This window comes from Nonomuraea sp. NPDC050536, from assembly GCF_044457685.1.
In the GTDB taxonomy this organism is placed as follows: domain Bacteria; phylum Actinomycetota; class Actinomycetes; order Streptosporangiales; family Streptosporangiaceae; genus Nonomuraea.
Genome location: NZ_JBITHD010000001.1, coordinates 434,524 through 446,923 on the forward strand (window position 1 = coordinate 434,524; position 12,400 = coordinate 446,923).

The 12,400-nt window shown below is 71.3% G+C and carries 11 protein-coding genes; 8 read left to right on the forward strand and 3 right to left on the reverse strand.

Going from position 1 to position 12,400, the window contains the following annotated elements; genetic code table 11:
- The first annotated feature begins 100 nt into the window (after window positions 1-100).
- The 7 genes from ACIBHX_RS02370 (at window position 101) to ACIBHX_RS02400 (ending at window position 6,117) form a co-directional block, all read left to right on the forward strand.
- The gene (locus ACIBHX_RS02370; protein WP_397063444.1) at window positions 101-1,519 is read left to right on the forward strand and encodes an amidase; all 1,419 of its coding nucleotides are present in this window, start codon (window positions 101-103) and stop codon (window positions 1,517-1,519) included.
- A 45-nt stretch (window positions 1,520-1,564) separates the two neighbouring features.
- Window positions 1,565-2,875: an FAD-binding oxidoreductase gene (locus ACIBHX_RS02375; RefSeq protein ID WP_397063446.1), complete on the forward strand. Its 1,311-nt coding sequence runs from the start codon at window positions 1,565-1,567 to the stop codon at window positions 2,873-2,875.
- A 46-nt stretch (window positions 2,876-2,921) separates the two neighbouring features.
- Entirely contained in the window at window positions 2,922-3,272 is a 351-nt protein-coding gene (locus tag ACIBHX_RS02380) for a winged helix-turn-helix domain-containing protein (protein WP_397063448.1), read from the forward strand.
- On the forward strand, window positions 3,269-3,427 hold the full coding sequence (locus ACIBHX_RS02385; protein WP_397063450.1) for a hypothetical protein: 159 nt from the start codon (window positions 3,269-3,271) through the stop codon (window positions 3,425-3,427). Before ACIBHX_RS02380 ends, ACIBHX_RS02385 begins: the two co-directional genes overlap by 4 nt.
- Window positions 3,428-3,519: 92 nt before the next feature.
- Entirely contained in the window at window positions 3,520-4,851 is a 1,332-nt protein-coding gene (locus tag ACIBHX_RS02390; protein WP_397063452.1) for a M1 family metallopeptidase, read from the forward strand.
- A 407-nt stretch (window positions 4,852-5,258) separates the two neighbouring features.
- Entirely contained in the window at window positions 5,259-5,393 is a 135-nt protein-coding gene (locus ACIBHX_RS02395; protein ID WP_397063453.1) for a LuxR C-terminal-related transcriptional regulator, read from the forward strand.
- 37 nt (window positions 5,394-5,430) lie between these two features.
- Complete coding sequence (locus ACIBHX_RS02400; RefSeq protein WP_397063455.1) at window positions 5,431-6,117, forward strand: isochorismatase family protein; 687 nt, start codon at window positions 5,431-5,433, stop codon at window positions 6,115-6,117.
- 1 nt (window position 6,118) lies between these two features.
- Here ACIBHX_RS02400 and ACIBHX_RS02405 read toward each other — a convergent pair whose 3' ends face one another.
- The gene (locus ACIBHX_RS02405; protein ID WP_397063457.1) at window positions 6,119-7,234 is read right to left on the reverse strand and encodes a dipeptidase; all 1,116 of its coding nucleotides are present in this window, start codon (window positions 7,232-7,234) and stop codon (window positions 6,119-6,121) included.
- A gap of 200 nt (window positions 7,235-7,434) precedes the next feature.
- On the opposite strand from ACIBHX_RS02405, the gene ACIBHX_RS02410 reads away from it, so the two are divergent.
- On the forward strand, window positions 7,435-8,331 hold the full coding sequence (locus tag ACIBHX_RS02410; protein ID WP_397063458.1) for a siderophore-interacting protein: 897 nt from the start codon (window positions 7,435-7,437) through the stop codon (window positions 8,329-8,331).
- 280 nt (window positions 8,332-8,611) lie between these two features.
- Here ACIBHX_RS02410 and ACIBHX_RS02415 read toward each other — a convergent pair whose 3' ends face one another.
- Together ACIBHX_RS02415 and ACIBHX_RS02420 are read right to left on the reverse strand one after the other, a co-directional pair.
- Window positions 8,612-11,293 (reverse strand): DUF5682 family protein, encoded by a 2,682-nt coding sequence (locus ACIBHX_RS02415; protein WP_397063460.1) that lies wholly within the window; start codon window positions 11,291-11,293, stop codon window positions 8,612-8,614.
- Window positions 11,290-12,393: an AAA family ATPase gene (locus tag ACIBHX_RS02420; RefSeq protein ID WP_397063462.1), complete on the reverse strand. Its 1,104-nt coding sequence runs from the start codon at window positions 12,391-12,393 to the stop codon at window positions 11,290-11,292. Before ACIBHX_RS02420 ends, ACIBHX_RS02415 begins: the two co-directional genes overlap by 4 nt.
- Between the last annotated feature and the right edge of the window lie 7 nt (window positions 12,394-12,400).

Genomic DNA, 12,400 nt, shown 5'->3' on the forward strand with positions numbered 1-12,400 from the left:
CGACCATGGGCGGTGATGTACCGAGCTTAGAAGTCCTTCGATCACCGGCAGATACCCCTGGCGGCGCTGAACGCTGCCCATCCCCTGATCGAAGAGAGCTATGGACATCCACGAATACGCAAGTCATGACGCCATCGGCATCCGCGAGCTCATCGGCTCGGGCGAGGTGACCGCCGGCGAGGTCGAGGCCGCCGCCCGGCAGGCTCTTGCCGCGGTCAACGAGCAGGTGAACGGCCTGGCCATGCCGGTGTTCTCACCGGCGCTCGAGCACGCGGAGGACGGGCCCCTGGCCGGGGTGCCGTTCCTGATCAAGGACCACGGGCCGGTAGCCGCGGGCGTGCCGTTCTTCCTCGGCAGCCGCGCCATCCCCGGCGTGGTCCCGCGGCACGACACCGAGCTGATGGCCCGCTTCCGTGCCGCAGGGCTGGTCACGCTGGGCCTCACCACGGTGCCGGAGCTGTGTCTCAGCTTCTCCACCGAGCCGGTCAAGCACGGGCCGACCCGCAACCCGTGGGACCTGACCCGGGGCGCCGGGGGCTCGAGCGGTGGCGCCGCCGCCCTGGTCGCCGCCGGGGCCGTGCCGGTGGCGCACGCCAGCGACGGCTCGGGGTCCACCAGGATCCCGGCCTCGTGCTGCGGGCTGGTCGGGCTCAAGCCCAGCAGGGGCCGGATCACGCCTGGTCCTGACGCGGGCGAGGCGATGCTCGGCATGTCCTACGAGTTCGTCCTGACCCGCACGGTGCGCGACACCGCCCACCTCCTGGACGCCGTGCACGGCCCAGGCGTCGGCGACAAGTACACGGCGCCGCCTCCGCGCCGAGCCTATGCGGCCGAGCTCGGCGTCGACCCCGGGCGGCTGCGGGTGGCGGTCACCGCCTCGGCCTGGTCGGGTACGGCGGTCGACGCCGAGGTCGCCGCGGCCACCCTGCAGGTGGGCCGGGTGCTCGAGGACCTCGGGCACCACGTCAGCGAGGCGAGCCCCGCCGTCGACTGGGACGCGGTCACCCTGTCCTTGGTCGCCGAGGGCGTCGCCATCACCTCCAACCTCCTGCTGGCGCCACGCCAGCCGGACCCGTCCCGGCTGGAGGCGGTCTCGCGGCGCTTCGTCGAGCTGGCCAAGGAGTTCAGCGCGCTGGACCTGCTGGTGGCCTTCGACGCGCAGAACCGGGTGACGCGCTCGGTGGGCGCCTTCCTGACCGAGTACGACCTGCTCGTCACGCCCACGCTCGGCCAACTCCCGGCACCGCACGGGACGCTCCGGTACGACGATCCCGCACACACGGTGACGAGCTGGCTGGAGTCCCTGGCCGCCTACGGGCCCTTCACGACGCTCTTCAACGTCACCGGGCACCCCGCGATCAGTCTCCCGCTGGGTCACAGCACCGGTGGGCTGCCGATCGGGGTCCAGATCGTCGCGCCGTACGCCCGCGAGGACCTGCTCCTTCAGATCGCCTCCCACCTGGAGCAGGCCATGCCCTGGAAGGACCGCATCCCGCCGCTCTCCTTGAGGAGGTCCTAGCCGCTTTGAATCCGACTTCAAGCGGCATCTGGCATAAATAGTCACGTGAGTGACATCGAACTAACAGTGAAACAGTTGCGGGAACTGGTCGCCGGCCCGGTGTTCGGGCCGAGCGATCCCGGCTTCGAGGCCGAGACGGTCACGTTCAACACGACTGTGAACGCGCGGCCCGCGCTCGTCGTGGGCGCGCTGGACCGGCAGGACGTGGCCGCCGCGGTGAGTTTCGCCGCCGAGCAGGGCTTCGCCGTGGCCGTCACGTCCACCGGGCACGGCGCGGTTCCCGGCGGCATGGACGGCGCCCTGGTGATCAACACCTCCCGTATCACGGAGATCTCCGTCGACCCGCAGGCCAGGACCGTGCGGGTCGGCGCGGGCAACCGCTGGGGCGAGGTGGTCGAGGCGTGCGCGCCGTTCGGGCTGATGCCTCCCGCGGGGGCGGCGCCCCACGTGGGCGTCGTGGGCTACCTGCTGGGCGGCGGGCTCAGCCCGCTGGGCCGCGCCTTGGGCTTCGCCGCCGACCACGTGCGCGCCCTGGAGCTGGTGACCGCCGACGGGACGCACCGGCGGGTGGACGCCGACCATCACGAGGACCTGTTCTGGGCGCTGCGCGGCGGCGGAGGCGGGCTCGGCGTCGTGACCGCCGTGGAGATCGGCCTGTCGCCCGTCTCCAGCCTGTACGGCGGGACCGTCTTCTACCCCGGTGAGCGCGCTGCCGAGGTGCTGCGGGCCTTCCGCGACTGGAACGACGACCGGCTGCCCGACGCGGCGTGCGGCTCGCTGGCGCTGCAGCGGCTCCCCGACGTGCCGCAGCTGCCCGAGCCGCTGCGGGGCCGGTTCGTCGTGGCGCTGCGCTACGCCTACCCGGGTGATCCGGCCGAGGGGGCCAGGCTGCTCGCGCCGATGCGGGCGGCCGCCGAGGTCATCCTCGACACGGTAGGGGAGCTGCCGCTGACCGCGTTCGGTGCGATCCACAACGACCCGACCGCGCCGATGCCCGTCTGGGAGCGCGGCGACCTGCTGCCCGCGCTGCCTGACGAGGCGATCGAGGCGCTGCTGTCGGCCGCGGGCCCCGAGGCGGCCGACGCCCCCTTCCTGGCGGAGCTGCGCCGGCTGGGCGGGGCGCTCGCCCGCGCGCCCCGGCACGCGAACGCGCTCGACGTACGGCACGCCGCCTACACCCTGTTCGCGGTGGCCCCGCCGTCCGGGTCCGGCCTGTTCACGACCATGGCGCCGTGGACGCTCGGGGCGGGGCTGCCCACCATGCGTGGCGTAGCCCCCGCGGCCAGGACGCCCGAGGCCGCGGCCAGGCTCGCCGAGATCAAGGACGCCTGGGACCCGGCGGGGTTGCTGCGCTGAACCCACCTCCGGCTACCATCCTTGCGGCGTGTAGCAAGGGGTGGGGATGGCCGAGGTCAGCGTTGGAGTGCTCGGGCCGATGACCGCGACGGTCGCGGGTCGGCCCGTCACGCTTGGCGGGCCGCGCCAGCGGGCGGTGCTCGCCGTACTGGTCGCGGCTCGCGGCAGCGCCGTGTCCGAGGACAGGATCCTGCACGAGGTGTGGGGGCCGGACGCCGCCGTGTCGACGGGGACGCTGCACGCCTACGTGTCGACGTTGCGTAAGGCCCTGGAGCGCGAGCGTCCGGCCAAGGTCCTGATCAGAGCGCGGGTACGGCGCGGCAGCGGCTCGCCCAGGCGGGGGCGGCCGCCCAGGAATGCGGGCACGGATTCGTCCGCGCCTCGGTCGACTGGATGATCATGAAGATCGACCTGGAGTCGGGCGACCACCACAGCACGGTGGATCGTGGCGTGGCCATGCTGGCCGGCCTGGACGACGAGGGCGACGTTCCAGCGGGGCCGCTCGCTGTCCCGGGCCGAGGTCCTGGACCTGGTGGCGGGCGGGGCTCATAACACTTCCTGACAGTGATATTGACCCGGATGACCAAGGAAGTTACGTTTCGTCGGCAGATCGGGGGCCCCAGCGTCACACAAGGAGCGAGCCCATGATCCGAAGAACACTGATGTTCCTCACGATCGCCGCGTTATTACTCGCCGGACTCCCCGCCGCCGCCCACGCGGCCGACGCGACCCGTACACCGGGCTCGTCGTCGTACACCGTCAGCCTCACCAGCAACTCCTCCGGCACCACCTGGACCGGCCACGAGAGCATCGCCTTCACCAACCTGTCGGCCGATCCCCTCAACGAGGTCTACCTGCGCCTGTGGGACAACTACCACGGCAGCTGCCCGTCCACGCCGATCACGGTCACCAACGTCACCGGCGGCACCCCGAGCCCGCTGAGCGTCTCCTGCACGGCGCTCAAGATCACGCTCCCCGCCCCGCTCGCCCAGGGACAGAGCGGCTCGGTCGGCTTCGACCTCGGCATCGTCGTGCCCAGCGGCGCCGACCGGTTCGGCCACGACGGCTCCTACAGCTTCATCGGCAACGCGCTGCCCGTGCTGGCCGTACGGGATGGTGCCGGGTGGCATCTGGACCCGTACACCAACAACGGCGAGTCCTTCTACCAGCTCGCCAGCGACTACAGCGTCACCCTGGACCACCCGAGCTCGCTGCTCGTGCCCGCGACCGGTACCTCCGTGGACACCCCGGGCGGCGCCGGCCGCACGATCACGACCGCGACCGCCTCGCACGTGCGCGAGTTCGCCTGGGCGGCCGGGCCGTTCACCAAGACCACCGGCACGACCACCACGGGCGTCACGGTGAACGTCTACCGCGTCAGCGGCATCGGCTCCGGCAGCGCCAACTCGATGATGAACACCGCCAAGAACGCGCTCGTCGCCCACGCCGGCCGCTTCGGCGCGTACCCCTATGGCGAGGTGGACGTCGTGCTGGACAACAACTTCTGGTTCGGCGGGATGGAGTACCCGGGGTTCATACTCGACCTGGTCAGCTCCACCGCGCTGGCGCATGAGCTGGCCCACCAGTGGTGGTACGGCATCGTCGGCGACGACGAGTACAACTCCCCCTGGCTCGACGAGTCCTTCGCCGACTACTCCACCGACCTGTACCGGGGCATCAGCGGCACGAACTGCTGGAACAGCGTCACCTGGTCGTCGTCAGCCGAGCGGATCAGCAACTCGATGGCCTACTGGGACGCCCATTCGAGCAGGTACGGCACGGTCGTCTACACCTACGGCAAGTGCGCCCTGCACGACCTGCGCCGCCTGATCGGGTCCACGACCATGCAGACGCTCCTGCATGACTACGCGGCCTCCCACTGGTACGGCATCTCCACGCCGGCCGACTTCAAGGCCGCCGCCCAAGCCGCCACCACGATCGACCTGACGTCCTTCTGGACCACCCACCGCATCTAGCCCGGCCTCACGGCCCCAGCCCCGCGGCATGCCCGCCGCGGGGCTCGGCCGTTTCCCAGCGTGATCGGGAATCAGCGACGCGGACGCCGGAGGCACGCTGGTGTCGGTGACCCTGCCCCTGGCGAGGCTGCCATGACGATCCGTGTGCTGATCGCCGACGACCACCCCATGTTCCGTTACGGCGTGCGTGCGGGCCTGGCCGATCTCGACGACATCACCATCGTCGGCGAGACCGCCGACGGCCGTTCCATGGTGTCGGACGCTCTCGAGACGGGACGTCGTCCTCATGGATCTGCACATGCCGGGCCTGCACGGCGTCGAGGCCACCCGCGAGCTGACCGCCGCCGCCCCCGACGTGGCGATGCTGGTGCTGACCATGTACGACGACGATCGCCCGGCGGCTGTTCGTGAGCGACAAAACCATCCGCAACCACGTCTCCAACATCTTCGCCAAACTGCGGGTCGCCGACCGCACGCAGGCGGCGGCGCGCGCCCGCGAGGCAGGCCTCGGCAGCCGCGGCGAGACTCGGCCTCTGCCATGATCGTCTGCGGATGAGTTGTCACAGGGATGGTGGAACCATGCGGCCGGATGTCGAGGTGCGGCAGCACGAGTGGCGGATCGACCCTCGGGAGTACGCCCGGCACGAGGCTCGCCGGGGCCGCCGGTTCGCGTTCATGGACCTCGTCCCGGCTAGGACCGCCCTGGTGGTGATCGACATGGTGCCGTTCTTCGTGTCCGACAGCCCCTACTGCCGCGGCATCGTGCCCAACATCAGCAGCCTCGCCGACGCCCTGCGAGCGGCGGGCGGTACGGTCGCCTGGGTCCTGCCCGCGGTCGGCGAACGGACGCCGGTACTCGATGAGTTCTACGGCCCGGAAACGGCCGAGACCTACCGCACGTCCGGTGGGACAGGTCCCCTCACCGAACGCCTCTGGCCGGAGCTGGTGATCCATCCCGGTGACGTGCTGGTGGAGAAGCACGCGGCCAGTGCCTTCTTCCCCGGCCGCTGCCTGCTTCCCGACCTGCTGGAGGAGCGCGGAGTCGACACCGTGCTGATCACCGGGACCGTCACCAATGTGTGTTGCGAGTCCTCCGCTCGCGATGCCGCCACACTCGGGCTCCGGGTCATCATGGTCGCGGACGCCAACGCGGCACCACGCGACCAGGAACACAACGCCACGCTGCACACCATCTACCGGTCCTTCGGCGACGTCCGCTCGACCCCCGACCTCCTCGAAATGGTTCGCGCGAGCGCCTGCAGTTGATCTACTTCCCCTGATCGGCGACCGCCTCCGCCGCGCGCATGACGCGGAGCACGTTGCGCCCGGCCAGCTTGGCCAGCTCCTTGTCCGACCAGCCGCGCTCGGACAGTGCCTCGAACAGGCGCGGATACCCGCTCACGTCCTCCAGCCCGGTGGGAAGGCCGGAGCAGCCGTCGTAGTCCCCGCCGATGCCCACGTGGTCGACGCCTGCCACCTCGCGCAGGTGCTCCACATGCGCGACCACCTGCTCCAGCGTGGCCTTGGGCGTGGGGTGTTCCTTGGCCCACTCGGTCAGGAACGGCCGGAAGACCGACAGGTCCGACGGCCGAAGCCCGGCGGCGCGGGCGGCCTCGGCGGCCTCTTCGCGCCAGTTCCAGCGCTCCTGGGAGACGAAGTCGGGCGCGAAGACCGCCATGCACACGCCGTCGTTGGCGGCGAGGGTCTCCAGCACGTCGTCGGGCACGTTGCGCGGCGCCGGGCACACCGCCCGCGCCGAGGAGTGCGAGAAGATCACCGGCGCCCTGGTGACGCGCAGCGCGTGGCGCATCGTGTCGGCCGAGACGTGCGACAGGTCGACCAGCATGCCCAGCCGGTTCATCTCCAGCACGACTTGCTCGCCGAACTCCGACAGCCCGTTGTGCACCGGCTCGTCGGTGGCCGAGTCGGCCCACGGTGTGTTGTCGTTGTGCGTCAGCGTCATGTACCGCACGCCCAGCGTGTACAGCATCCGCAGCACGGCCAGCGAGCAGTCGATCGAGTGGCCGCCCTCGGCGCCCATCAGCGAGGCGACCCTGCCGGAGGCGAAGACGCTCTCCACCTCGTCGGCCGTGGTGGCCAGCGCCAGCCGGTCGGGGTAGCGGCGCACCATGGTCAACACGCAGTCGATCTGCTCGAGAGTGGCTGTCACCGCCGCGCCGCCCGACAGCGTCGAGGGCACGAACACCGACCAGAACTGGCCGCCCACCTGCCCGGCCGCCAGCCTGGGCAGGTCGGTGTGGGTGTGCTCGGAGGTGTCACCGGCGATGTCGATCTTGTCGAAGTCGTACCCGGCCAGCTCGCGCATCGTCCAGGGCAGGTCGTTGTGGCCGTCGATCAGCGGGTGTTCGCGTAGGAGTTCCATGCAGGTGAGCCAATCACGCCTGGCAGCGGAAAGCTTTCGTGCGGACGTCCAAATCGCGTCCGTGCCCCTCGTCGCCTTCCACACCCCGGCCGCCCCGGGGCCGTCCTGGAGCCGCACGCGCGTGAGCGGCGAGGGGTGGCCTTTCCGGCCATCCCGCATTAGGTTAGCCTCACCTAAGTTTCTTGAAGTGAGGAGTGGCGATGATCGAGCCCTTCCGCATGTTCAGCGTGCGGGTGGACAGGCTGCGGCGGCTGAGCCCGACGTTCCTGCGGGTGACCTTCACGGGTGAGGACCTGCACCTGTTCGCCGACAACGGGTTCGACCAGCGCATCAAACTCATCCTGCCGGTGCCGGGACACGGCCTGGCGCACGTGCCCACCGGCCCCGACTGGTTCACGCGGTGGCGGTCGCTGCCGGACGATCGCCGCAACCCCATCCGCACCTACACGATCCGCGAGGTACGGCACGCCGAGCGCGCCATCGACGTGGACATGGTCGTCCACGCCGACGGTGGCCCCGCCGCGCACTGGGCGGAGACGGCCCGCGAGGGCGACGCCATCGTGGTCTTCGGCCCCGACGCCCGGTACGGCGAGCGGCACGGCGGCCAGGAGTTCCGGCCGCCCGCCGACACCGGCGCGGTGCTGATCGCCGGGGACGAGACCGCGGTGCCCGCCGTCTGCGGCATCCTCGAGCGCCTGCCCAGCGGGACCGAGGGCGAGGTCCTGCTCGAGGTGCCGCACGCCGACGACGCCCTCGAGATCCGCAGCCGCGGCGCCGTCAAGGTCACCTGGCTGGCCCGCGGGGACGCGCCGCACGGCGAGACGCTGATCCCGGCCGTGCGGGCCGCCGCCGGCCGACTGCTGCCGCCGCAGACCGAGCCGGGCTCGCTGCCGGAGGTCGACGTGGACGCCGAGGTGCTGTGGGAGGTGCCCGACGAGACGGCCGCGCCGTACGGGCCGCTGTATGCCTGGCTGGCGGGAGAGGCGGCGATGATCAAGACGCTGCGGCGGCACCTGGTCGCCGAGCGCGGCATGGACCGGCGCAGCGTGGCCTTCATGGGCTACTGGCGGCACGGCCGCGCGGAAATCGACGCATGATCTCCCGGCGCGGTCTGCTGACCGGCGACACGGCCCTGCCGACCCTGGCGGCCTGCGGCCAGCGGCAGCGCTGCCTCCTCCGGCCCGTCGCGCTGGACCGCGTGAGAACAGGCACATGTCTTTCGCCGCAACGCCGCTCGCGCCCGGCGTGGTGACCTTCACGCCGGGGACGATCCACCGGCCGGTCAACGGCGACGCGGCGACCTCGCCCACCTGCGCGAGGTCGCCGTCACCACCCTCACCCGGCGCCCCGCCTCGGCAGGTGCCGTCTCCTCCAGGCCTACTCCACCTTCTGACGCGCGAGCCCCGGGGCGAGCAGGTGGGCGATCGCCTCGGCGGCCTCGGGATGCCGGGAGACCAGCGCCCTGGCCGCACCGATCTCGGCACCCACCTCCTCGCTCGTCCCTGGCGCGGCCCACGCGGTGGGGTCGCAGCCCAGGAGCGACGCGATCGCCTCCGTGGCCGCCGGAAATGTCGTGAGAAGGTCGGCAATCGGCCCGGACACCGCCCGGGCAGATGCGATGGCAGGTGCCCCCGCGGCGTTCCCGGCGGCGGGCCGCTCCCAGGGCGGAACCCAGGCATCCAGCGCGCCCAGGCCCGCGGGGAACGTCCGCCCCGCCTCCCGCACCAGCACCGGCACCAGCTCCCCGGCCTGATCCCGCAGCGTCCCCAGGAGCCTGGGCAGCCACGGCAGCAGCACGGGATCCGGCAGCTCCGCGAACGCCCGCGACAGCACCTCCACCACGAACGGCGCCAGCGAAGGCACCGGCTCGAGCGCCTGCACGAACCCGGTGATGTACAGCGGGAACGACGGCACCACCAGCGGATTGGCCAGCAGCTCGGCGCACCGGTCACGCAGCTCCGCCAGTGGCAGCAGCCCGAGCTGCGACTGGGCGCCCCACAGCAGCGCCACCTTGGCGGGCGCCTGGGGATGCGACTGCTTGACCGCCAGCTCCAGCTGCGTCCGATCGCAGCCGAGCGTCAGCGCCAGGCTCTCCATGCTGAACAGGAACCCCAGCATGGCCGCGACCTGCCGCACCCCGGTGTCCTCCGACACGAACGCGCTGGGCAGCAGCGTGCAGTAGTGCGCATATCCGGCGGTGACGAAGTCCTCGCACCACCCGGGCAGCCCGGAGGAGTAGTAGGCCAGCAGCCGCCGGATCCGCCGCAGCACCTCGGGCGCCTCGTCCACGGTCCGCTCGGCGGCAAGCAGCTCGACCGCCCGCGCGCCCAGCTCGTCGGTGAAGCGCGAGCCGCCCAGGTACAGGATCGAGTCCTCGACCGCCTCGAGCGCGGTCGCGGCCGTGGCCTTGGGCGACCAGACGGCCTTGCGCAGCCGCTGCTCGAGCACCTGCTCCAGGGTGACACCCTCATAGCCGAGCTCGATGATCGAGCGCTGGTGCCTGCCGAGCGCCAGGTCCCAGCTCTCCTGGATCGAGCGCTCGCCCAGCCGCCGCGACCCCATGATCGGCCGGACCGCCTCGTCGGGCAGCAGGTAGCGCAGCATCCACAGCACCCGCGAGCACGGCTCCAGCTCCGGCTCGGCGGCCAGGTCGAGCAGCGCCCGGTGGATCGTCCGCTTGGTCAGGTCGAGCCCGAGCGGCTCGAGCCGGTCGAACACGTCGCGGGCCAGCGGCGGCAGCGACTCGTAGCCGACCTCGCCGTACCGGTCGCCGCCCAGCAGGATCTCGCACAGCCGCCGCACGTCGCGCCGCCCCGGCACGACGTCCTTCTCGATGCAGGTGACCGCCGCGTCCTGGAAGTCGTACGGCGTGGGCCGCTTCCTGCCGCGCATCCCTGCCAGCAGGATCGAGGTCTCGTAGACGGCGATGGCGTCGGCCGTGGAGGCCAGGTAGCCGTTGCGCCGCGCCAGCCGTACCAGGTCGACGCACCAGCCGAGCAGCTCGGCCTCGTCGAAGCCGTCCAGCGCGGGCGGCTGGGCAAGGAAGCCGGAGAGCCGGTCCTCGACCTCGGCGTCGGGCGCGGGCAGGCCCAGCGGCTTGCCCTTGCCGCCCAGGCGGAACGGCGCCAGCCCGGTGCGCTTGACCGCCTTGTCCCAGGTGGCCGCGGCGATCGAGACCGAGCCAGGCGCCAGCCCGAACTGGGCCTCGATCGCCGAGTGGCTGGAGGGGATGAGCCCGTAGAGCCACTTCGTGGCGCTGCGCGGGCTGATGTCCAGGTGCTCGCGCATGACCGGGCTGGCGGCGTGGAAGGCGCCGCACACGTACAGGCAGGTGTCGGGGTCGGCGCCGGTCGCGGCCAGGTGCTCGCGCATCCGCGTCCACATGTACCGCTCGCGGTCCTCGTCGACCTGGTTGCCCTCGGGCCGCAGGCGGCGGAAGAGGCTGCCGACCATCACCATGACCTGGCGGTAGGTCTCGTAGTCCGCGCCGGACAGCGGCTGCTCGACGTACTGGTCCCACCACTCCGACCAGTGCCTGACCTTGCCGTGGTGGAGCAGGTGCTCCTCCAGCGCGGCGAAGCCGGGACGCAGGTCGCCGATCTCGATGGCGACGTCGCCGTCGCGCGGCTCCCACTGGAAGACGTGGTCTACCGAGCGGTCGACCAGCACGATCTCCACACCGGGCGTGTCCAGGGCGTAGGCGATGGCCTGGTACTCGGCCGAGGACTCGGTGATCGGCGCGATCACGCTCAGCGGCGCCCACTCCTGCGGGAAGCCGTCCACCTCGGTCGCGAAGGCCTGCAGCGCCACCGGCAGCTTGCAGGTGCGCAGCTCCTCGAGCAGCGGCCGCAGGTCCTCGCAGAGCTCCAGGTAGATGACCTTGGGCTGCTTCTCCCTGAGCCTGCGCACCATGGCCAGCGCCGAGGCGGGGGAGTGGTGGCAGACGGGGAAGATCTCCAGCTCGGCGTCCAGCGCCTGCTCGACGTCGTCGACCAGGCCGGCGCCGAACGCCGCCGCAGCGTCGCGCAGCTGCTCGCGCAGGGGTTCGAAGGGGCTCATGAGAGCGTCGAGATCGCCTGACGGCCGCCCTCGAGGAAGGCCGGCCACTCGCCGCCGTCCTTCTTGCTGCGCGGCTCGACCACTCCGTGCCAGTACTTGTTGAGTATCGCCAGGTCTTCAGGAGTACGGCGGGCCAGCGACCCGACCAGCGAACCCGCCAGGGTCTGCGCCCGCAGCGTCCGGTCGCCGAAGAAGTGGCTGTGCAGGATCGCGTCCTCCAGCACGCCGATCTGCTCGGCGGTCGACAGCGCCGACTCCAACCGCTCGTCGTCGCTGGTGGCCGAGTCGGCCGCGGCCCGCAGGTCGGCGAAGCTCTGCAGCAGGATGTCCAGCAGCGTGGGCGGCAGGTCCAGGTCGATCTGGTGCCGCCTGAGCAGCTCGGACGTGCGGAATCGGACGATCTCCGCCTCGCTCTTCTTGTTCGTGACGACCGGGATGCGCACGAAGTTGAAGCGCCGCTTCAACGCCGACGACAGGTCGTTGACGCCGCGGTCGCGGCTGTTGGCCGTGGCGATGATGGAGAAACCGGGCTCGGCGAACACGATGTTGTCGTCATCGAGCTCGGGTATCGAGACGTACTTCTCCGACAGGATCGAGATCAGCGCGTCCTGCACGTCGCTGGTCGAGCGGGTCAGCTCCTCGAAGCGGCCGATCACGCCCCCCTCCATCGCGGTCATGATGGGCGAGGGGATCATCGACTCGCGCGACTGGCCCTTGGCGATGACCATCGACACGTTCCACGAGTACTTGATGTGGTCTTCCGTGGTGCCGGCCGTACCCTGCACCACCAGCGTCGAGTTGCGGCAGATGGCGGCGGCGAGCAGCTCGGCCAGCCAGCTCTTGCCGGTGCCGGGATCGCCGATCAGCAGTAGGCCGCGGTCGGAGGCCAGCGTGACGATGGAGCGCTCGACGAAGCTGCGGTCGCCGAACCACTTCTGCGGGATCTCCCGCTCCAGGCCGTCGGCGCGCTCGGAGCCGAGCACGAAGATCCGCACCATGCGCGGGCTCAGCCGCCACGAGAACGGTTTGGGGCCGTCGTCGATCGACTCCAGGTAGTCGAGCTCTTCGGCGTACTTGACTTCTGCGGGGGCGCGCAGCACTGGCGTC